The sequence below is a fragment of the Luteibacter sp. KNZ12-1A genome, from assembly GCF_056755675.1.
In genome coordinates, this window is sequence record NZ_JBPGXU010000034.1 from 16,730 (window position 1) to 36,500 (window position 19,771).

Annotated in this window: 16 protein-coding genes; 4 read left to right on the forward strand and 12 right to left on the reverse strand. The window is 67.4% G+C overall.

All coding sequences use genetic code 11. The features are described from left to right. Nucleotides 1-57: 57 nt before the first annotated feature. Both ACR9ZJ_RS09325 and ACR9ZJ_RS09330 read right to left on the reverse strand, forming a co-directional pair. Nucleotides 58-996, reverse strand: coding sequence for an NAD(P)-dependent oxidoreductase (locus tag ACR9ZJ_RS09325; RefSeq protein ID WP_481280579.1), 939 nt, complete (start codon nucleotides 994-996; stop codon nucleotides 58-60). Further along, nucleotides 954-2,132, reverse strand: coding sequence for a BaiN/RdsA family NAD(P)/FAD-dependent oxidoreductase (locus ACR9ZJ_RS09330; protein ID WP_481280580.1), 1,179 nt, complete (start codon nucleotides 2,130-2,132; stop codon nucleotides 954-956). Before ACR9ZJ_RS09330 ends, ACR9ZJ_RS09325 begins: the two co-directional genes overlap by 43 nt. 82 nt (nucleotides 2,133-2,214) lie before the next feature. Between ACR9ZJ_RS09330 and ACR9ZJ_RS09335 the strand changes: the two genes are divergently transcribed. Further along, a complete protein-coding gene (locus tag ACR9ZJ_RS09335; protein ID WP_481280581.1) occupies nucleotides 2,215-2,697 on the forward strand; it encodes a YajQ family cyclic di-GMP-binding protein in 483 nt (160 codons plus the stop codon). 185 nt (nucleotides 2,698-2,882) lie between these two features. On the opposite strand, the gene ACR9ZJ_RS09340 is transcribed toward ACR9ZJ_RS09335, so the two are convergent. The 4 genes from ACR9ZJ_RS09340 to ACR9ZJ_RS09355 form a co-directional block, all read right to left on the reverse strand. Beyond that, nucleotides 2,883-5,975, reverse strand: a complete 3,093-nt coding sequence (locus tag ACR9ZJ_RS09340) for a ligand-binding sensor domain-containing protein (protein ID WP_481287607.1) — start codon at nucleotides 5,973-5,975, stop codon at nucleotides 2,883-2,885. Beyond that, on the reverse strand, nucleotides 5,965-7,515 hold the full coding sequence (locus tag ACR9ZJ_RS09345; RefSeq protein WP_481287608.1) for a putative bifunctional diguanylate cyclase/phosphodiesterase: 1,551 nt from the start codon (nucleotides 7,513-7,515) through the stop codon (nucleotides 5,965-5,967). The genes ACR9ZJ_RS09340 and ACR9ZJ_RS09345 overlap by 11 nt, the downstream gene beginning before the upstream one ends. A 146-nt stretch (nucleotides 7,516-7,661) precedes the next feature. After that, nucleotides 7,662-9,716 (reverse strand): alpha/beta hydrolase family protein, encoded by a 2,055-nt coding sequence (locus tag ACR9ZJ_RS09350; protein WP_481287609.1) that lies wholly within the window; start codon nucleotides 9,714-9,716, stop codon nucleotides 7,662-7,664. Nucleotides 9,717-9,808: 92 nt separating this feature from the next. Next, entirely contained in the window at nucleotides 9,809-10,099 is a 291-nt protein-coding gene (locus ACR9ZJ_RS09355) for a GNAT family N-acetyltransferase (protein ID WP_481280585.1), read from the reverse strand. A 117-nt stretch (nucleotides 10,100-10,216) separates the two neighbouring features. On the opposite strand from ACR9ZJ_RS09355, the gene ACR9ZJ_RS09360 reads away from it, so the two are divergent. Together ACR9ZJ_RS09360 and ACR9ZJ_RS09365 are read left to right on the forward strand one after the other, a co-directional pair. Further along, the gene (locus ACR9ZJ_RS09360) at nucleotides 10,217-11,179 is read left to right on the forward strand and encodes a CorA family divalent cation transporter (protein ID WP_481280586.1); all 963 of its coding nucleotides are present in this window, start codon (nucleotides 10,217-10,219) and stop codon (nucleotides 11,177-11,179) included. A gap of 247 nt (nucleotides 11,180-11,426) precedes the next feature. Further along, the gene (locus tag ACR9ZJ_RS09365) at nucleotides 11,427-12,497 is read left to right on the forward strand and encodes a GGDEF domain-containing protein (RefSeq protein ID WP_481280587.1); all 1,071 of its coding nucleotides are present in this window, start codon (nucleotides 11,427-11,429) and stop codon (nucleotides 12,495-12,497) included. A 130-nt stretch (nucleotides 12,498-12,627) separates the two neighbouring features. On the opposite strand, the gene ACR9ZJ_RS09370 is transcribed toward ACR9ZJ_RS09365, so the two are convergent. The 5 genes from ACR9ZJ_RS09370 to ACR9ZJ_RS09390 all read right to left on the reverse strand — a co-directional run bounded on the left by ACR9ZJ_RS09370 (nucleotide 12,628) and on the right by ACR9ZJ_RS09390 (nucleotide 17,242). Continuing rightward, nucleotides 12,628-13,251 (reverse strand): alpha-ketoglutarate-dependent dioxygenase AlkB family protein, encoded by a 624-nt coding sequence (locus ACR9ZJ_RS09370; RefSeq protein ID WP_481287610.1) that lies wholly within the window; start codon nucleotides 13,249-13,251, stop codon nucleotides 12,628-12,630. A 7-nt stretch (nucleotides 13,252-13,258) separates the two neighbouring features. Continuing rightward, nucleotides 13,259-13,789, reverse strand: a complete 531-nt coding sequence (gene sodC / locus ACR9ZJ_RS09375) for a superoxide dismutase [Cu-Zn] SodC (RefSeq protein WP_481287611.1) — start codon at nucleotides 13,787-13,789, stop codon at nucleotides 13,259-13,261. Between the two features lie 92 nt (nucleotides 13,790-13,881). Next, on the reverse strand, nucleotides 13,882-14,580 hold the full coding sequence (locus ACR9ZJ_RS09380) for a pseudouridine synthase (protein WP_481280590.1): 699 nt from the start codon (nucleotides 14,578-14,580) through the stop codon (nucleotides 13,882-13,884). Beyond that, nucleotides 14,577-15,641, reverse strand: coding sequence for a class I SAM-dependent methyltransferase (locus ACR9ZJ_RS09385; protein ID WP_481287614.1), 1,065 nt, complete (start codon nucleotides 15,639-15,641; stop codon nucleotides 14,577-14,579). The genes ACR9ZJ_RS09380 and ACR9ZJ_RS09385 overlap by 4 nt, the downstream gene beginning before the upstream one ends. 47 nt (nucleotides 15,642-15,688) lie before the next feature. Then, complete coding sequence (locus tag ACR9ZJ_RS09390) at nucleotides 15,689-17,242, reverse strand: protein adenylyltransferase SelO (RefSeq protein ID WP_481287612.1); 1,554 nt, start codon at nucleotides 17,240-17,242, stop codon at nucleotides 15,689-15,691. Nucleotides 17,243-17,376: 134 nt separating this feature from the next. Between ACR9ZJ_RS09390 and ACR9ZJ_RS09395 the strand changes: the two genes are divergently transcribed. Further along, on the forward strand, nucleotides 17,377-18,009 hold the full coding sequence (locus ACR9ZJ_RS09395) for a hypothetical protein (RefSeq protein WP_481280593.1): 633 nt from the start codon (nucleotides 17,377-17,379) through the stop codon (nucleotides 18,007-18,009). A 12-nt stretch (nucleotides 18,010-18,021) separates the two neighbouring features. Here the strand turns inward: ACR9ZJ_RS09395 and gspD are convergent. Continuing rightward, nucleotides 18,022-19,771: type II secretion system secretin GspD (gspD, locus tag ACR9ZJ_RS09400; RefSeq protein ID WP_481287613.1), on the reverse strand; the 1,750-nt coding region annotated here is incomplete at its 5' end.

Here is a 19,771-nt window from a genome sequence, read left to right on the forward strand (position 1 = left end):
GTCACGGACCCGCCGGGCTAGCGATTGTGAAGACGTGCGTAAAAGCGGTCTAACGCTTCAATCCTTCAGGTGCGCCCGTGCCGCGGCCACGCGCGCCATGCCCGCCCAATCCAGATCGCCGTCGCCCGCGCCCAGCGCCTCGAGCATCGCGTCGTGCATCACGCTGGCGAACGGCATGGGCACCCGCTCGGCCTCGGCCGCCGCACGGGCCAGGCCGATGTCCTTGAAGCCCAGGCTCATCTTGAAGCCGGCGGGCATGTACTTCTGCTCCGCGATCATCCCGCCGTAGATCTTGTAGATCGGCGCGGCGAACAAGGTGCTGGACATCACCTCGAGGAAATCCTTCGCCGGCACGCCGTGGGCACGGGTGAGCGTGGTGGCTTCGGCCATGCTCTCGATCGCCGCCCCGATCAGGAAATTGCCACCGATCTTGACGATGGTGGCGCGCACCGGATCGTCCCCCATCGGCCAGACCTTCTGGCCCAGCAGGTCGAGCAGGGCCGAAACCTTCGCGATGGCCTCGGGCTTGCCGGCGGCCACGATGTTCAGTTCGCCCGCCGCGGCGACCGCGGGCCGGCCGAAGACCGGGGCGGCCACATAGCCGAGGCCACGCGACTCGTGCGCCCCGGCCAGTTCGCGCGCCAGCGCGACGGAGATGGTGGCGTGGTTCACGTGCACGGCGCCCTGGGGCAGCGCGTCGAGTACCCCACCGTGCAGGACCACCTCGCGCACGGCGGCGTCGTTCGCCAACATGCTGTGCAGCACCTCGATGCCCGCGACGGCCTCGGCCGGGGTGGCAGCCACCTTCGCGCCCTGCTCCGCCAATGGCGCGGCCGCCTCCGGCGAGCGGTTCCACACCGTCACCTCGTGCCCCGCCTTGATCAGGTTGCCAGCCATGCCGGCACCCATGCTGCCCAGACCGATGAAACCGATACGCATGTTCTTGCTCCGTGTCAGACGGCCAGGCCGGCGGCATGGCCGGAGGCCCAGGCCCATTGGAAGTTGTAGCCACCGAGGTGGCCGGTGACGTCGAGTACCTCGCCCACGAAGTAGAGCCCCGCATGGCGGCGGGACATCATCGTGCTCGACGAAACCTCGTCGGTGTCGACGCCGCCGAGGGTCACTTCGGCGGTGCGATAGCCTTCGGTGCCGCTCGCCACGAGCGGCCAGTCGGCCAACTGTGCGCCCAGCTCGTTCAATTCGGCGTCACGGAACTGGCGCATCGGCCGGTTGGGTAGCCAAACCTCGCAAAGGCGTTCGGCGAGGCGCCGCGGCAACAGGCCCGAAAGCACCGTCTTCAGTTCCGCCGCGGGACGTTCGGCACGCCCTTCCCGCAGGGCCTGTCCCGCGTCGATGCCCGGCATGAGGTCGATGCGCAGGTCCGTACCGGGCTCCCAGTACGACGATATCTGCAGGATGGCCGGGCCGCTGATGCCGCGGTGCGTGAAGAGCATGGCGTCGCGAAAGGCGGCGCCGTTCGCACGCGCCTCCACGGGCAGGGCCACGCCCGCCAGTCCCTCGAAGCGTTCCTGGTGCTTGCCGCTCAACGTGAGTGGCACCAGGCCCGCGCGCAGCGGCAGCACCGCGTGGCCGAACTGTTTCGCCACCTCGTAGCCGAAACCGGTGGCGCCGAGGCTGGGAATCGACAGGCCGCCGGTGGCGATCACCAGCGATTCGGCGCGCACGTGTCCCAGCGGCGTCTCGCAGGCGAAACCGCCGGCGGTGGCGGCGCGCAGGCGCGAAACGGCGCAGCCGGTCTCCACGCGGGCGCCAACCGCCGCGCATTCGTCGAGCAACATGCGCACGATCTGCTTGGACGATTCGTCGCAGAACAGCTGGCCCGGCGATTTCTCATGCCACGCGATACGGTGCCGGTCCACCATGGCGATGAAATCCCACGGGGTGTAGCGCGCCAGCGCCGACTTGCAGAAATGGGGGTTGGCCGAGAGGAAATTGGCCGGCGTGGTGGCCGTGTTGGTGAAATTGCAGCGGCCGCCGCCGGACATCAGGATCTTCTTGCCGGCACGGTTGGCATGGTCGAGCACGAGCACGCGCCGCCCACGGGCACCCGCGACGATGGCCGTCATCAGGCCCGCCGCGCCCGCCCCGACGACGAGGACGTCGTATTCCATGCTTCGCATCCGCCGCGCAAACGCACATGGTAACGCCCTCGCGATAAACTTGGTCATCGCTCCCCTCGACAAGGACCCACCCATGCCCTCCTTCGACATCGTCTCGGAAGTCGACACCCACGAGCTCACCAATGCCGTGGACCAGGCCAACCGCGAGGTCTCCACGCGCTTCGACCTGCGCGGCACGTCGGCCAAGTTCGAACTCGACGAGAACGTCATCACGCAGAAGGCCGACAACGAGTTCCAGCTGGGCCAGCTCATGGACATCCTTCGCGCCCGCCTCTCTGCCCGTGGCATCGACGTGCGCGCGATGGACGCGGGCAAGGTCGAGACGAACCTGGCCGAGGCGCGGCAGAAGGTCACGATCAAGCAGGGCATCGAACAGCCGGTGGCGAAGAAGATCGTCGCGAAGATCAAGGAGGCCAAGCTCAAGGTGGAGGCCCAGATCAACGGGGAGAAGATCCGCGTCACCGGGAAGAAGCGCGACGACCTGCAGAACGCCATCGCGATGCTGCGCAAGACGGATGTCGAGGTACCGTTGCAGTTCGAGAATTTCAGGGACTGAGGGGCCGGGCCCGCGCTGCCGCGCGGATCGCCCACAAGGTCGGCTCCCACCAGGTAGTCGTTCCCCGGTGATCCCCGTGGGAGCCGATTTATCGGCGATCCGCGGCAGCGGGCCAGGCTGGGGCAAGTACCCATCGCCGCTGAAGCGGCTCCCACATCTCGAGTGGGAAGCCGCTTCAGCGGCGATCACAAGCCTGCGATACGGCTACGGTTACGCCCTTCGTTCTTCGCCTCGTACAGGGCCTCGTCCGCCCGTCCCAGCAATGAATTCAGTGATTCCGGCGCGCGCCACATGGCCACGCCCGCGCTCACGGTGATGCGGATGCGGTAGTCGCCGTGCGCGATCACCATCGCACCCAGCGCGTGGCGGACGCGCTCGGTGATGTCTAGCGCATGCTCCGCCAGCGCACCGGGCAGGCAGAGGATGAATTCCTCGCCCCCGAAGCGCCCGGCGAGATCATCCGCGCGGCACATCGACGAGATCACCCGCATGGTCTCGCGGATGACCGTGTCGCCCGCCAGGTGCCCGTAGGTGTCGTTCACCGCCTTGAATTCGTCGATGTCGATGAGCACGAGGCTGAAGGGAATGCCGTCGTTGGCCGCACCCTGGCGCACCCGCTCGGCTTGTTCGAGGAAGCGGCGGCGGTTGAGCGAGCCGGTGAGCTCGTCGGTACCGGCGAGATGGTCGAGCCGCTCGTTGGCCGCCTTGAGGTCGCGCGTGCGCGCGTCGACCTGCGCCTGCAACAGTTGCGCGCGCCGGCGCAGGTACAACGTGCGCAGGTACACCAGCCCGAAGAACGCCAGCACGCCCAACGCGATGCCGGCCAGCAGGGTCCACGGGCTCTCGTACCAGCGCGGCGTCACCGTCACGCGGATCGAGGTCTCGACCGTCCGCGCGTCGAGGCCGCGCATCGTGGCGCGCAGGCGCAAGGTGTATGTGCCGCTGGCGAGGTTGGTATAGATCGCGCTCGGCGGAATACCCCGCGGCACCTCGTTCCAGGCCCCGTCCGCCTCGTCCATGCGGTACGCGTAGTGGGTCTCCAGCGGCGCACGGAAATCGAGCAGGGCGAAATCCACGCGCATGTTGCGCCCGTCACCGTCGAGAACCACCCGGCCACCCTCGTCCGGCATCTTTTCCAATGGCAAGGGTTTCTCGTTGACCGAGACCTGGGTGATGGCGAGGCGCGGCGGTGCCACGGAGGGCGCCACCCAGTACGGCCGCACGACCGTCAGGCCGCCCAGGCCACCGAACATCAGTTCGCCGCCGGGCGCTTCCGCCGCCGCGCGATGGATGTAGCTGGGAATACGCAGGCCATCGCGGATGCCCAGGTCGGCCACGCGATGACTGGCCGAATCGATCATCGCCACGCCGTTGGCCATCGAGGCCCAGACGCGGTCGTCGTGGTCGATCAGCAAGGCGTTGATCTTGGTGTTGGACAAGCCCTCGCGCGCGCCGATCAAGCCGAAGCGGAAGGGCCCGCGTGGCTTGAACGCGTCGAGGTAGGCGATGCCCCCGAACGTGCCCAGCCAGAGCCGGCCGTGCGAATCGAACGCCATCGAGCCGGTGTAGTCCTGCGGCAGGCTCGCGGGATCGGCGGGATCGTGACGCAGGTTCACGAAGCCCTTCTCGCCATCGTAGGCGATGCTGATGCCGCTGATGGTGGCGAACCACCACGCATCCGGCATGCGCACGATGAAGCGCACCTGGTCGCCGACGAGGCTCTTCGGATCGGCGTCGTCGTGACGCATCTGTTCGAGCGTGCCGTGCAGCGTGTCGTAGCGGAACAGCCCGTCGTAGCCGCCGATCAGGATGTCGTCGCCGTCGCGCTGCATCGACAGGATCAGGCGGCCGTCGAGGTTCGGGATCATCGAACTCTTCAGCTCGAACGTGTCGGGATCGATCCGCGAGATGCCTTGCGCGCCCGCCCAGATGGAGCCGTCGGGGGCCACCACGAAGGCCTGCACGTCGCGCTCGGCCTGTTCGCCGCCCAGTTGCAGGTGGTGCATGCTGCCCTTGCCGAGGTCGAGCACGTCGATGCGGCCCATGCCGAGCCCGAGCCAGACGCGTCCACGCGGGTCCACGAACACCGAATGCACGTTGGCATTGGACAGCGTGTGCGTCTCCAGCGGCGAAGGCAGCACCGAGAACACCTTGCGCCCGTTCGGATCGTAATGTGCCGCGCCCAGTTCAGTCGCCACCCAGATGTTGCCCGAGGTGTCCTGGAAGATGTCGCGCGTGATGTCGCCCGGCAGCGACGACGGCATCGCGGCGTCGTGGCTCAGCGTGCGCAGCCGACCGGTGTTGAAATCGTAGGTGACCACGCCCGCGCCATCGGTGGCGGCCCAGAGCACGCCTTGCGGTGTCTCGTGCAAGGCGCGCACGGTGCGGCGGCGGGCCAGCCCGCCCTTGCCGGAAAAGCCCGGCACGAGATGGCCCTGGCCCTTCGCATCGATATAGAACGCGCCCGACTGCCCCGTGCCGACCCACAGGCGGCCACGGCTGTCCTGCAACAGCGCCCAGACCTGGTCGTGGAGGATCTCGTCGACCGCCGGATCGTTGGAGTGCACGCGTTCGAAGTGGCCCCCGGGACGGCGCATGAACAAGCCGTTGTCCGCACCCGCCCACACATTGCCAGCCTTGTCCTCGGCGACCACGAACGTGCGCGGCAGCATGTCCTTCGCATCTCCCGGGGTCACCGATTCATGGGTGATCCGGCCGCTGACGAGATCGAGCCGGTCGACACCGCCTTCCGTGGCGACCAGGAACTCGCCGCGTTCGCGCGCACGAGCGATGGCGAACACCTTGCCGCTGGACGTACCGCCCGGCCCGACCGGATACACGTGGAAACGCATCGTGGATGGGTCGAAGCGGACGAGGCCACCGGCGTTCGTGCCGATGAGCAGGCCGCCGTCGTCGAGGGGCATGAGCGCGCGCACGTACGAATCGGGCAGCACGGCGCCGGCGTACGAATCCGGCTCCTGGCCGAACACCTGCATGCGATAGCCGTCGTACCGCACCAGGCCGCCGAAGGTGCCTATCCAGATGAGGCCACGGGTGTCCTGGACGATGGCCGTGGTGGTGGAATGCGGAAGGCCATCGGCGACACCCACCGTATCGAACCAGACCGATTCGTAGACCGCCCACGGGTCCACGCCCACGCTGGGCGCGACCTGGGCCGGCGCCGCCGTGACGAAGCAGCACAGCGCCGCCGCGAGGACGATCAGACAGGCTCGAAGGCGCGGGAAACGAGTGGGCCGCGTCGGGCGGTCAGCCAGCATAGGCCGCGGTCGGATCGAGGTAGTGGCAGAAGGCGGCGGCGGTCATCGGCCGGGCGAAGAAGTAACCCTGCCCGATGTCGCACCCGAGGTCGCGCAGCCAGTGCGCCTGCGCCTCGGTTTCCACGCCCTCGGCGATCGTACGCATGTTCAGTTTCTTGGCCAGGCCGACGATGGCCTCGGTGATCTCGCGGTCGGCAAGGTTCAGCGTACTGCCACGCACGAACGACTGGTCGATCTTGATCGTCCCCACCGGCAGTTCACGGAGGTGGCTCAGGTTCCAGTAGCCGGCGCCGAAGTCGTCGATGAGCAGGTCGAAGCCGTGCGAGCGCAGCTTCACCAACTGGCGCATGGTCTCTTCCGGCTGGCGCATCGCGGTGGATTCGGTGAGCTCGAAGCGTATCCGCATCGGGTCGACCCCGTACGAGCGCACCGCGCGGTGCAAGGTGTCGACGAACGCGGGCCGGGTGAGTTCCTGCATCGACAGGTTGATCGCCACGTAGTCGACCTGGATGCCGGCGGCGTCCCAGGCTTGCAGCTGGCCGAGCACCTCGCGCAACACGTATTCGCCCAGGGCATGGATGAGGCCGGAGCGCTCGGCGATCGCCACGAAGACCGTCGGCGGCACGTCGCCGCGCGACGGATGGCGCCAGCGGGCCAGCGCCTCCACGCCAGCCAGGGTGCCGTCGCGCAGGTTGCGCTTGGGCTGGTATTCGACGGCGAGTTCGCCCGCCTGCAAGGCTTCGCGCAGCTCCACCGTGAGGGCCAGGCGTTCGCGTGCCTGTTCGAGCATCCCTTCCTCGTAGAAACGGAAATCGGCCTTGCCGGTTTCCTTCACCGCGTACATCGCGGCATCGGCGTTGCGGATCAAGGCGGATGCCACGTCGCCGTCCTGCGGCGCCACGGCCACGCCGATGCTCGGGCTCACCGCCACGAGCTGGCCTGACACGTTCACCGGCTTGGAAACCAGGTCGAGCACCTTGCGGCAGACCCGGATCAGGTTCTCCATGCCGCCATATCCCTGTACCACCACCACGAACTCGTCGCCGCCGAAACGGGAAACTGTATCGCGTTCGCGCACGCTGCTGCGCAGGGAACTGGCGACGGCGCGCAGGAAGGTATCGCCCGCCTCGTGCCCCAGGGTGTCGTTGATGGCCTTGAAGCCATCGAGGTCGATGAACATCACCGCCAGGGAACCCGCCTGCGGGGCCGCCAGCGCCTGTTCGAGCTCGCGCATGAGATAGGCGCGGTTGGGCAAGCCGGTCAGGGTGTCGTGATAGGCATGGAAGGCGAGCGCCCTGCTCGCCTGCTCCCGGGGGTCCTTGAGCTTCGCGTGGAGGCGCCGCCGCTGTCCGACCAGCCAGGCGATGGCCACCGCGGCCAGGGCGCACACGACGATGAGCGCCACCATCCAGCCCAGCCCGGCGCCGACCGTGCCGAACGTGTCGCAACGGGAGACCTCGCCAGGCCCGGATACGGACCAGCGGGCACACTTCGAAGCGGCAAGATGGATGCCGCCCTCGACGCTACGATGTGTCAGCACACCACGCTCCGGTCCTGCTCCCGGGAGACTGAATTAACGGCCACCATCGCCCCCGACTTTAGCGTCACATGCATCGCATGATGCTGGGTCGGCGGAAAAACGCAAATACGCCGATCGACACTCGCGCGCCCCCCGGCCCCTGGCGTCTACTTGTCTCCCGCCGAGAGGTAGCGGTCGAACCAGGCCAGGGCACGGGCGAGCACGTCGCGACGGCTCGCGTCACGGGCAAAGCCGTGACCTTCGCCCGGATAGACCACCAGCGAAGTCGGCACGTCCTGGGCACGCAACGCATGCCAGAACTCGAACGACTGCGGCGCCGGCGTTTCCGCGTCGCGCTCGCCCACCACCACGAGGGTCGGCGTCTTCACCTGCTTGATGAAATTGATCGCGGAACTCTTCGCGTACACGCCCGGATCGTCATAGACCGAAGCGCCGAAGAAAGGCTTCATCCACTGGTCGATCAGGTTCTGGCCGTAATAGCTCTGCCAGTTGGAGATGCCTGCGCCGGCGACCGCGGCGCGGAAGCGCTGAGTCTGGGTCACGCCGAACATCGTCATGAAGCCGCCGTAGCTCCAGCCGGTGAGGCCCAGCCGCCGGTCGTCCACCGGATGGCTCTTCTCGATCGCGTCGACACCGGCCAGCACGTCGCGCAGGTCGCCATAGCCGAAGTCCTTGCGATTGGCCTGCACGAACGCCTCGCCCTGCCCATAGCTGCCGCGAGGGTTGGGCATGAACACGAAGTAGCCCAACGCCGAGAGCGGCGCCCCGCCGTAACCCACGCCCGGCCAGCGCGGCGTCACCGCGGCCGCAGGGCCACCGTGGATCGAGACGATCATGCCGTAGCGCTTCTTCGGATCGTAGTTGGCCGGATACAGCAACCAGCCCTGCACGTCATGGCCTTCATTCTTCCAGGCGATCGATTCAGCCTTTCCCCAGGAAGGCTTCAACGCGGCGTTGAACGTCGTCACCGCCTTTGGCACCGACTGCCCGTCGAGGTTGGCGACATGTACTTCAAAGGCCTTCTCGAACGAACTGGCGATGAAGGCGGCCTTGCCCGCGTCGGCACCCAGCGAGAGCGACATCGACAGGCGCCCGTCGCCGATCGTCATCGGCAGTTCGAACACGGTGGTGGCCGTGGCGGGGCCACTGGCGGGCACCGCGTAGCTCGACACCCGGCTCGCGCCGGCGGCATGTTCGGCGACCAGCAGGCGATCGGGCGCGGTCCATGCCAGCCACGCCGGCGTGGTCGTCACGCCGGGCGTCACGTCGATCGGCTCGGCGCCGCCCGCGGCCGGTACCGTCCAGATGTCGCCGCCGGTCGAACCCTGATCGCTCATGAGGCCACCGATGAAGGCGACCCGGGAGCCGTCCGGAGAGAAGCGCGGCACGGCCACCTGCAAGTCCTTGAGCGGACCGGACAGCGCCGCCGTATCGACAAGGGTGACCGCCTGCGCACCGGGCGTGGCCGGCTGGGCATAGAGCTTCGCCAGCCACCAGTTGTTGTCGCCGGGCGGCTGCGCCGCCACGTAGGCGATCCGGCCGCTGTCTGCCGAAAATGCGAATTCGTAGACGTGGAGGCCCGCCGGGGTCAGCGTGCGGATAGTGCCACCGTCGACGCCGACGCTGGCTACCTGCTGTACCTCGATGCCTTCGACGCCCACCTCGCCCAGCTGCGGCTTGGCGGCCGCGGTGGCGCTGGCGCGGCGGGTGGCATTGGGCACGTAGAGGAACGCCAGGGCCTTGCCGTCGGGACGCCATGCCAGGCCATCGACGTAGCCGGCGAGATGCGTGATCCGCCGCGGCGGCGCCTTGCTGGCGATATCCACCACGTAGATGTCGTTCTGCTTGCCCTCCTCCACGCCCGGCGCCTTGCCCGCGCAATCGGAGAGGAAAGCAAGATGTTGCGAATCCGCCGCCCACGCGACGGAGATCTCGCTGCAGCCCTTGCTCGCCGTGACGCGGTGGGCGTTGCGGCCGTCGGCATCGGCCACTTCGAGCACCGGCTTGCCGTTGGTCTTCACCGCCCAGGCGAGATGCTTCGCATCCGGCGACAAGGCCACCGATTCGATCGTGCGCACCTTGCCCAGGGCGTCGAGGATCGCGGCGATGCGCGGATCGTCCGCGGTTTTCACGGGGGTGTCGGCAAAGGCATGGCCGGCGCAGGCGAGCGCGACGGCGGCGACGATCCACTTCGTACGCATGGGTGACCCTGGCTGTGTGGGAACGCGAAAGCTAACACGCCGCTGAACGAACTCGCGAGGCCTGTCGCCGCTTAAGCGGCGATCGGGTCACCTCAAGCCAACAGATGCCCGTATTCCGGATTCCGCTCGAACCATGTCGCCGCGTAGCCGCACGCGGGAACGATCTTCCAGCCGTTCGCCTCCGCTATCTGCACGGCGAAGCGGGTGAGCAGCGCGGCGATCCCACGCCCACCCACGGGGGACGGCACGCCGGTATGGGTGATGGTCATCGTCTTGCCGCTGAGACGGTATTCGAGCTCGCAGGTGTGGCCATCGACCACGACGAGAAACACCTGGTTGGCGCTGTCGTGGATGATCTCCAGCGGTTTGGCGGTATCGCTCATCGGTATCTCTCCTGGTCCGGCAGCCGGCATCGCTGGCGTCAAGCATGCGCGTGTTCGGCCATGCGTGTCATCACCGGCGTAGACTCCTCCCAGCCCAAGCCAAGGACACCCGCGCACGTGCTGATCATCCACGAACATGGCAAGTACACCGGCCCCGTCCGCTGGACCGCGGGCATGGCCAAACCCAATGCCCCCATCTGGGTGGATCTGCTCGATCCAAGTGAAGACGAACGGCGTTGCGCCAGCGAGATCACCGGCCTGCGCATCCCACAACGTAACGACGTGGTGAGCCTGGCGCTATCGAGCCGCATCCGCACCGACGACGGCGCGATGTACCTGTCGATCCCGTATTTCGCCGACTCGCCGGACAATCATCATCCCGGCCCGGTAGGCATCGTGATCACCGGCCATGTCTTGATGACCTTGCGTTTCGAGGAGTCGCCCGCGTTCGAGCTGGCCAGCGAAAGCTGCCAGGAGCACCGCTGGGAATCCAGCGCCGATGTGCTCGCGACGTTGATCGAGGCGATCGTCAACCTGGCGGCCAAGCGCATGGAAGACGTGTCCGCCGACCTGAAGCAACTCTCCGACCGGATATTCACGCCCGAGCGGATCGGCACGCCGGCACTGCGCAACTGCATGCTGGAGGTCGGTCGCCTCGAAGGCGAGCAGGCGCGCAATCGCTCCTCGATGCTGGGCGTGCAGCGGATCGTATCGTTCTTGCGCGCGAAGAAGCCCGAGTGGATGTCCGACGACGTCGAGGTTCGCCTGCGCGTCGTGGAGCACGACCTGCGCACGCTCGACGAGTTCGACGACCAGGTCACCAACAAGCTGCAGTTCCTGCTCGACGCCAGCCTCGGCTTCATCAGCACCGACCAGAACCACGTGATGAAAGTGCTCACCGTCACCTCGGTGGCCACCATTCCTCCGGTGATCCTCGTCGGCGTGTGGGGCATGAACTTCAAGAAGATGCCCGAACTGGACTGGACCTTCGGCTATCCCATGGCCCTGGGAGCGATCGTGGTCAGCATCCTCTTGCCGGTGCTGTTCTTCAAATGGCGCGGGTGGCTGGAAGGCGACTGACTAGCGCAACGGTTCATGTTTGTGAAGACACCAAATCGATGACTGCGTCACGATTTTCGACATCCGTTCGCGTTTTGCCCTAAAGTCGGCGGCTTTCCAGCCGCTAACCCCTCCAGGGAGTCACCGGCAGGAAGTCCGGTTCGACGCACACACGGGGCCGCCTGGCGTTGCCCCACTCGGGGGAGGGAGTGCCGGTGCAAGTCCATTATCCACGTCGCGACGATGCGTTCGCGCGGAAGCCATGCGCATGAAAGCGCCGTGGCACAGCCCTGCTGGCGTCCTGCCCGAATCGCGCCTGCTCGCTTCGGTGGCCGAGTTCACGCACCACCGCGACATCGACGCGCTGGACCACAGCATGGTGCTGTCGCTGGCCGAACTCATCGCCGTCAACAGCGTCACCCTGTGCAAGCGGGGCGAAAACCCGCAGCATCCCGTGGATTCGATCGTCGTGTGTTCGCGCAAGCCCGATGGCGGCTTCATGATCGAGGCGCTCGATCCTGCGCGGGAGGGGGATCCCGTCGACACCCTCGTCTGCGCCATGGAGACGCTCGAGGCGATCAGCGACATCACCGACGACGGCAACAGCCGGCTGGTCATCCCCATCCAGCGCGAGCATACCGCCATCGGCGCACTGATGCTCGAGGCCCCGGATTCCCTCGACGACGTTCGCGCGATGGTCGAAGGCTTCGCGCGCATCTACTGCAACTACATCGCCCTGCTCAACGAAAGCGAGCGCGACAAGCTCACCGGCCTGTACAACCGGCGCAGCTTCGAGCAACGCCTGCAGCGCCTGCTCACCCTTCAACGCCAGAAAGCGCGCGGCGCGGTGCAGGACGGCGAGGACAAGCGCCAGCCGGTCGAGGAGCCCTCCCGGCTTTACCTGGCGATCCTCGATATCGACCATTTCAAGCGGATCAACGACACCTACGGCCATGTCTACGGCGACGAGGTCATCCTCATGCTGGCCCAGCACATGCGCGCGAGCTTCCGCCAGAGCGACGTGCTGTTCCGCTTCGGCGGCGAGGAATTCGTGATCCTGCTCGCGGCTCAGGACGAAACGGCCGTCCACCTCGTCCTCGACCGGTTCCGCCAGTTCGTGACCGACCATGCGTTCCCGCAGGTGGGCCACGTCTCCGTCAGCATCGGCTATGCGCGCATCACCGAGAACGATTACCCCGAGATCGTGCTCGACCGCGCGGACAAGGCGTTGTACTTCGCCAAGCAGAACGGCCGCGACAGCGTGCACGGCTACGAGTCGCTCACCCGCCGGGGCGAACTGGCTACGCCGGTGTCATTGGGCAGCATCGATCTCTTTTGAGCCTGCTGTGGGTGGGCTCGGCTTCGCCCTCGCGCTCATCGTGCGCGGCGGGGGAGCTGCCGGGCGCCACCCTCGGCGCGACGGTAGTCGCCGTCCCGCCCCCAACCGCAAAGCCGAGCCGAGTGAACAACTAAGAAATCTTCTTCCGCGACCCATATCGCCTGCTAGCCGCCTTACCCTCCGGCCGGACGCGAAAAGCCAGGCTGATCCGCGGCCCTACCTTGCCGCGCGTCTTCGGGATGCCGTGGTCGTAGTGGAATTGCGTGGCGTAGCTCATCGTGAGCACGCTGCCCGGTTCCATGTCGATGTCGAAGCTGCGCCGGGGTGCGTCACGTTCGCGCAAGATCATGCGCCGCGTGGCGCCCAGGGAAAGCAAGGCGATGGGCTCGCCCTCCGCCAGTTCCTCGATGTGATCGTTGTGCGGCGCCACGCTGTCGCGGCCGTCGCGGTAAAGGTTCAGGCCCACCGAGGTGAAACGTACGCCCGTGAGCGCGATCACCTCGCGCGCCGCCTCAACGACGACGGGTGGCAAGGCAGGGTCGTCCAAAGCGTAATGCTGGAGCAGCCGCGGCACGTCCACGTCGCGGCCGTACATCGCACGCCTCTGCGCTTCCCAGGGGATGTCCGCCAGCAGGCTCGCGAACCAGTCGGCGGCACGCCCGGGTGGAATCACGCCGGGCTCATACGCGAACCGCCCGTGCTCGTCATCGACGATCACGAGCGGTTCGGGGGCGAAGAGACCGCCTTGGGACATGGTTTCCTTACGGGACGACGCCGCAGGCGATGCGTGCGCCACCACCACCCAGGGGTGCGGGCTGATCGGAATAATTGTCGCCGCCGGCGTGGATCATCAAGGCATGGCCCTTCAGCGTCGCGAGCTTGGTCAGGCGCGGCGCGGTCACGGCCGTGGTGTCGGTGCCATCGGCGCCCACGGTGATCTTGGGCAGGTCGCCCTCGTGGCCCATGGAGGATTCCGGCCCCTCGTGCTTGCCGGTGTGTCCGGGATCGTAATGGCCGCCGGCCGCCAGCGCGGCGCCCTTCTTGCCATCCTTCTCGCCCGGATCGCAGCTGGGTTTCTCGTGCAGGTGGAAGCCGTGCTCACCCGGCGGCAAGCCCTTGAGATCGGGAGTGAAGACCAGGCCACCGGCACCTTCGGTGATCATGACCCTGCCGACCGAGGCGCCCGTGCCGTCGGCGGTGACGAGGGTCATGGGCACCACGATGCTCTTGTCGGCGGCCTGGGCGGCGACGCACACACACAACCCGGCCGCGGCGATGACGATTCGTTTCATCTTCGTATTCCTATGGGAGCGAGGTGACCCGGGGATACTGCACCCGATGTGCAGGGAGCGTCCATAACGAACCCGCCGAAGCCGATACGGCCTCAGCCGAAGATCCTGGCCGTGTCTTCCGCTGTCAGCAGGCGCCATTGGCCGGAAGGCAGGTCGTCCAGCGACAGGCCGCCGAGCGCGATGCGCTCCAGCGTCGCCACGTGGTTGCCCACGGCCGCGAACATGCGGCGCGCCTGGTGATAACGCCCCTCGGTCAACGTGAGCCGGGCATGGCGCGGGCCGAGCACCTCCAGCGCCGCGGGCTCCAGCGGTTCGGTCTCGCCCTCAAGCATCAGGGTGCCGGCGGCGAAGATCGCGGCCTCGTCGCCACGCAGGTCCTCGGCCAGCGTCGCCTCGTATACCTTCGCCACCGCGGCCTTCGGCGAGATGATCCGGTGCAGGAGCTGTCCGTCGTCGGTGAACAGCAGCAGCCCCGACGTATCCCGATCCAGCCGGCCCACGGTCGACAGCACCGGATTGCGCAACGCGAAACGCGGCGGCAGGAGGTCGTAGACCAGCCTGCCCACGTCCTTGCGCGAACAGGTGTAGCCGACGGGCTTGTTGAGCATCAGCAACATCCCCTGCGGTGGATCCAGTGGCTCTCCCTCGAAGCGCACCTCGGCATGCTCGACCTTGTCGTCCGCATACAGCACCTCGCCCGCCGCATCCGTGACCAGCCCTTCGCGGAACATGGCCGCGACCTGTTTGCGGCTGCCATAGCCGAGATTCGCCAGGAGGCGTACGAGTTTCATCGGCGGGGGTCCTTTGCTTCGATGACCTTGAAGCCGTCGCGTTCGACGACGGTGCGCACACTGGCGAAGCTGGCGTCGAGCGCCGCCTCGTAGGCCAGGTGCCGATTGGCGACCATCCAGAAGCGACCGTGCGCCACGAGGCCTTTCGCGGCGGCGGCGATGAAGGCGCGGCCCAGTTGCGGGTCGTCGGCGCGCCCCTGGTGAAATGGGGGGTTGGACACGATGGCGTCGTATCCGGCGTCGATACCGTGGGTGACATCGTGCCAGCGCACGTTGCCGGCGACGATGCGGCCGGCGCGGGCGATGGCATCGGCGAGATTGCGCCGGGCGGGCTCCAATGCGCGTGCCTCGGCCTCGTAGAGGTCCACGGCCGAGACCGCCGCGCAGCGCTCGACGACCTCGCAAGCGAGATAACCGAAGCCAGCGCCGAGGTCGGCCACGCGGCCGGAGAGGTCGGACGACAGGACGCTCGCCAGCAAGGCCGACGCGGTGTCGATGCGATCCCAGGCGAACAGGCCGCGACGACTCACGAAACGCCCGCTTTCAATCGGCTGCGGCGCGTCGAGCGCGAGCCAGCCGGCAAGCAGTGCCGGATCGGCGACGGCACCCGGACGTGTCCAGAACACGCGGCACTTGTGCTTGGACAACTCGCCCACGCCACCGGCCAACAGGGCGAGATCCGCCTGGGCGGTCCTGGCGCCTTCCGCGTTCGGCACGCTGGCGACGACGACGCCGCCGGAGCCAGCCAGCGACATCGCCTGTGCGAACAAGGCCCGCGATTCCTCGCGCTGGCGGGTCGGCAGCACCATCACCACGCCGAAACTTCCCTCGGGAACCTCGGGCGACACGTCGAAACCCGACCGTGCCAGGGCGTCGGCGGCCGGCTTGAACGATTGCTGCAAGATCCATCCCGGGCGCCGGCGTTCGCGCAGGGCGAAGCCATCGCGCGCGCGCAACATCAACAGCCTGCCATCGGCCGGAAAGGCCAACACGCCCGTCGCGAAGGGCACGAACAAGGCATCGAGGGCGGCGTCGGAAGCGGAACCGGCGGACAACGCGATGGACCTCGACGACGTGAAGGAACCGGCGATTCTAGCCCAGGGGCCGCTCAGCTGCTGCAAGAGAGCATCGAACAGCCCACGCGTTCACGCGCCCAATCCGGCCGGCGCCCGGCAAGGTGTTCCCTGCCCGGCTGCTCGTCATAGGGCCGGCGCAGCGTATCGAGCAATTCGAGGATGCCGTCGTCGTCGCCCTGCTCCGCGCGGTCGATCGCCTGTTGGGCGAGGTAATTGCGCAGCACGTAGCGCGGATTGCTCGCGTGCATCAGGGCCAGCCGCTCCGTGTCAGACGATTCGTCCTCGCGTACGCGGGCCGCGTAGCGCTGCAACCATGCCTGCAAGGGGCCATCGATCGCGGCCCGCTTCGCCTCGTCGTAGAACGACGCCCCGACGCTTCCCACCCGTGGGGCGGCGAGATCCAGCGCCGCGAGGTCGCGATAGAAGATCGTCATGTCCATCTCCCCGGCCAGCAACAAGCCGCGCAGGTCGGCCACCAATGCCTCGTCGCCTTCGCGCGCGCCGGCGAGGCCCAGCTTCGCGGCCGAGAAGGCGGCATCGGTGGCTTCGAAGGTTTCCACGTAACGGTCCAGCCCCGCCTGCAACGCTTCCACGCCCTCGAACAGCGGCGACAAGGCCTGGGCGAGCCGTTGCAGGTTCCAGTAGGCCACCTGGGGCTGCTGGCCGAAGCGATAGCGACGGTGCGCGCGATCGGTAGTGTTCGGCGTCCAGTCCGGATCGAAATTGTCGACCCAGCCGTACGGGCCATAATCGATGGTGAGACCGAGGATCGACATGTTGTCGGTGTTCATCACGCCGTGCACGAAGCCCACGCGCATCCAGTGCGCCATGAGCCTCGCGGTGCGCTCGCACACTTCCATGAAAAAGGCGGCGTAGCCCTGTTCGCCGGGAAGACCGGCGAACTCGGGGTAATGCGTGGCGAGGGTGAAGTCGGTCAACTGGCGCAGCAGGCCGATATCGCCGCGCGAGGACGGCAGTTCATACGAGCCGAAGCGCAGGAACGAAGGGGCCACGCGGCAGACGATCGCGCCCGGCTCCGGTGCCGGGTGGCCGTCGTACATCACATCGCGCACCACGGCCTCGCCTGTCGCCACGAGCGACAGCGCCCGCGTGGTCGGCACGCCCAGGTGGTGCATCGCCTCGCTGCAGAGGAACTCGCGGATGGAGGATCGCAGCACCGCGCGTCCGTCGGCGCCACGCGAGTACGGCGTCCGGCCGGCACCCTTCAGTTGCAACTCCTGACGCCCGTGCCGCTCCGTCAGCACCTCGCCGAGGCCGATCGCCCGGCCATCGCCGAGTTGCCCGGCCCAGTGGCCGAACTGGTGTCCGCCATAGGCCATCGCATAGCCGGTCATGCCGGGCCAGCGGGCGTTCCCCGAGAAGACTTCGGCAAAACCGGGCGCCCCGGACGGGATGCCCAGCATGCCGGCGACCTCGCCCGCGACCGCCACCGTCCGCGGCGCCGGCACGGGCGTCGGGTCGACCCAGGAGAACGCGGCCCCGGCCACCTGCCTGGGCCGGTTCGACGTGTCGCGATCGGCCGGCAACTCGCGGACGAAGGCGTTGTCGAAGCGGAGGTCTGTCATCGGGGGAACCAGCTGGCACGTTGTGACCGATATTCGGGCGATCGTGACGCATGCAAGCCTGCCGCCACGTCTACGGAGTAGGAAGCCGCCAACTCGTGCACACTAGCGCCCCCGATCACCCTGCTCCGGACCCCATGCGCCCCTTCCGCTCCCTGGCTACCCTGCTCGCCCTGACGCTGGCCTGCCCCGCCAGCGGCGAGCCGGCGAGCGTGCCGCGCAGCGACAAGACGCTGGTGGAGATCATCAACGCGACGATGGGCACCCTGCCCAACGCGATGGACTCGTTATCGAGCAAGGTCCCGGGCGGCCTGCACCCGACGGCCGACGCTCCGCCGCAGATTGTCCGCAGCATGCCCTTCGTCACCCGCGACGGGTATCGCGTCAGCGCGTTCGAAGCCCGTGGCTTCGACGAGGGCGGCGACGTCCCCATGGTGCGCTTCACTTCGATCCAGCTGGAACAACGGCCCTGCTTCCAGCGCGGCGAGGTGGACGACAGGTTCCACGCACCGGCTTCCGACACCCACCTGCCCAACGCGCCTTCCATGTTGCCCAACCGCTACCTGGTGATGCAGATGCCATGGGGCCGCCTGTCGTTCGGAACCTCGCAGGAAAGCGGTGGCTGCGTGATCGCCATCGTCGGCGACGCCACTGGCGGCGGCGTCGGAACGCGCATGCCCCTACCCTTGCCGCAACCCACGACGATGCCGGGCATGCCCGACCTGCGCCGGACCTGGCCGATGCCCGCCGGTGCCTACCCCGCCGAGTGATCGGCGGCGCTTCTAGGGCGCCCCGTTCAATGGCCGCAGCGATTCGAACTTCCGCTGGTACTCGTCCGTCACCTGCTTGGCTTCCTCGCCGTTGCTGATCACCCTGGGCGTGATCAGCACGATCAACTCCGTGCGGTTGCGGCCGCGGTTGGTGGAACCGAACAAGCGACCGAAAACGGGGATACGGTTCAGCCCGGGGATGCCCGTGTCCGTGGTGCTGTCGTCTTCCTTGATCAGGCCGCCGAGCAGCACCGTCTGGCCGCTCTGCACCGCCACCTGGGTGGCGACCTCGCGCTGCTGGATCGGGAAGTTTCCCGTGGTCGTATCTTTCGCGCCCGCCGCGCTGACCACCTGGCTCACGTTGAGGTACACCAGCCCACCGGGATTCACGCGCGGGCGCACGTTGAGGATCACGCCGGTGTCCTTGTACTCCACCTGGCCGATCGTGTTGTCCGTGTTGGCGTTGGTGTTGACGAAGGTCTGCGTGATCGGAATCTGGTCGCCGACCTGGATGTGCGCCTTCTGGTTGTTCAGCACCACCAATGATGGCGCGGAGAGGATCTTGGTGTTGCCGCTGGTCTCCATCGCACGCAGCGCGACGGCGAGGTTGTTGTTGACGAAGGAGTAGAAGAAGCTGTCGGTACTCGGGTTGTAGACGTTGCCGCCGTTGCCCAACGCCCATTGTTGCTTGTTGCCCGGCTGCCCCACCGAGCCATTGGTGCCGCCGACCAGGCCTTCCAGGTACCACTGCACGCCGAACTGGAAGCTGCCCGTCAGCGTTACCTCGAGGATGCGCGTCTCGATCTGCACCTGCAAAGGGACGCTGTCCAGCCGCTTGATCGCCTGCTCGATCTCCGTCCACTGCGACGGCCGGCAGCGCACCATCACCTGGTTGTTCGCATCCACCGAGGTGATGCGCACGCCTTCGTCCGTGGTCGTCGACGCATGGCGGCCGCCGCCATTCTCGCTGGCCTCGGTGGAGTCTCCACCACCGAGGCCGCCGCCGGTTGCCGTGCCGGCGGTTCCGCCGGTGGAAGCGCTGAAACCGGTCGAGGTCGACAAGCCCGATGACGTGCCCGATGACGACGAAGCGTCCGCATTGCCGAACGCGCCCGTGGTGCTGCCTAGGCCCGAGCCACCACGATTGCCGAGGTTGCTGTCGCCGCCGAGGGTGCCGGAACTGAGCCCCGGCCCGACCTTGCCGCCGCGATCGCTCGACTTTCCTCCACCAGAGCCGCCGCCATAGATATCGGACAGGTAGTCGGCCATGTCCGCCGCCTGCACGTTACGCACGTCGTAGACATAGAGCTGTGGCTCGTTGCCGCCGCCGCGATCGATGCGCTCGATCCACGTCTTCACTTCGTCGAGGTAACGCGGTTGCGGGCTGATCACCACGAGGGAATTCGTCCGCTCGATGGGAATGAAGCGCAGCAGGCCCGCCATGGGCGTGTTGCCCTTTTCACCGAAGAGGCTGTCGAGCTGCGGCGTCAGCTCCTTCACCTGGGCACGCTGCAAGGCGAACACGCCCACCGACATGCCACGCAACCAATCCACGTCGAAGGTCTGCACCGTGCGCTGGTAGTTCTCCAGTTCGCTCGGCGTGCCGGCCATCACCAGCACGTTGCGCGTGGGGTCGGCCAGCAAGGTGGCATCGGGCCGCGCGAAGGGCTTGATCAGTTTCTGCATCTCGGTCGCGGAAATGAAACGCAGGGGAAACAGGCGCGCCTGCAGACCGCCCGGCGGCGCGGTGGCGCCCATGCTC

Coding starts and splice junctions, on each gene's coding strand:
- ACR9ZJ_RS09325 (WP_481280579.1), bottom strand. CDS start 996: ATGGGCCTGGGCCTCCGGCCATGCCGCCGGCCTGGCCGTCTGACACGG.
- ACR9ZJ_RS09330 (WP_481280580.1), bottom strand. CDS start 2,132: ATGGAATACGACGTCCTCGTCGTCGGGGCGGGCGCGGCGGGCCTGATG.
- ACR9ZJ_RS09335 (WP_481280581.1), top strand. CDS start 2,215: ATGCCCTCCTTCGACATCGTCTCGGAAGTCGACACCCACGAGCTCACC.
- ACR9ZJ_RS09340 (WP_481287607.1), bottom strand. CDS start 5,975: ATGCTGGCTGACCGCCCGACGCGGCCCACTCGTTTCCCGCGCCTTCGA.
- ACR9ZJ_RS09350 (WP_481287609.1), bottom strand. CDS start 9,716: ATGCGTACGAAGTGGATCGTCGCCGCCGTCGCGCTCGCCTGCGCCGGC.
- ACR9ZJ_RS09355 (WP_481280585.1), bottom strand. CDS start 10,099: ATGAGCGATACCGCCAAACCGCTGGAGATCATCCACGACAGCGCCAAC.
- ACR9ZJ_RS09365 (WP_481280587.1), top strand. CDS start 11,427: ATGAAAGCGCCGTGGCACAGCCCTGCTGGCGTCCTGCCCGAATCGCGC.
- ACR9ZJ_RS09370 (WP_481287610.1), bottom strand. CDS start 13,251: ATGTCCCAAGGCGGTCTCTTCGCCCCCGAACCGCTCGTGATCGTCGAT.
- sodC (WP_481287611.1), bottom strand. CDS start 13,789: ATGAAACGAATCGTCATCGCCGCGGCCGGGTTGTGTGTGTGCGTCGCC.
- ACR9ZJ_RS09380 (WP_481280590.1), bottom strand. CDS start 14,580: ATGAAACTCGTACGCCTCCTGGCGAATCTCGGCTATGGCAGCCGCAAA.
- ACR9ZJ_RS09390 (WP_481287612.1), bottom strand. CDS start 17,242: ATGACAGACCTCCGCTTCGACAACGCCTTCGTCCGCGAGTTGCCGGCC.
- ACR9ZJ_RS09395 (WP_481280593.1), top strand. CDS start 17,377: ATGCGCCCCTTCCGCTCCCTGGCTACCCTGCTCGCCCTGACGCTGGCC.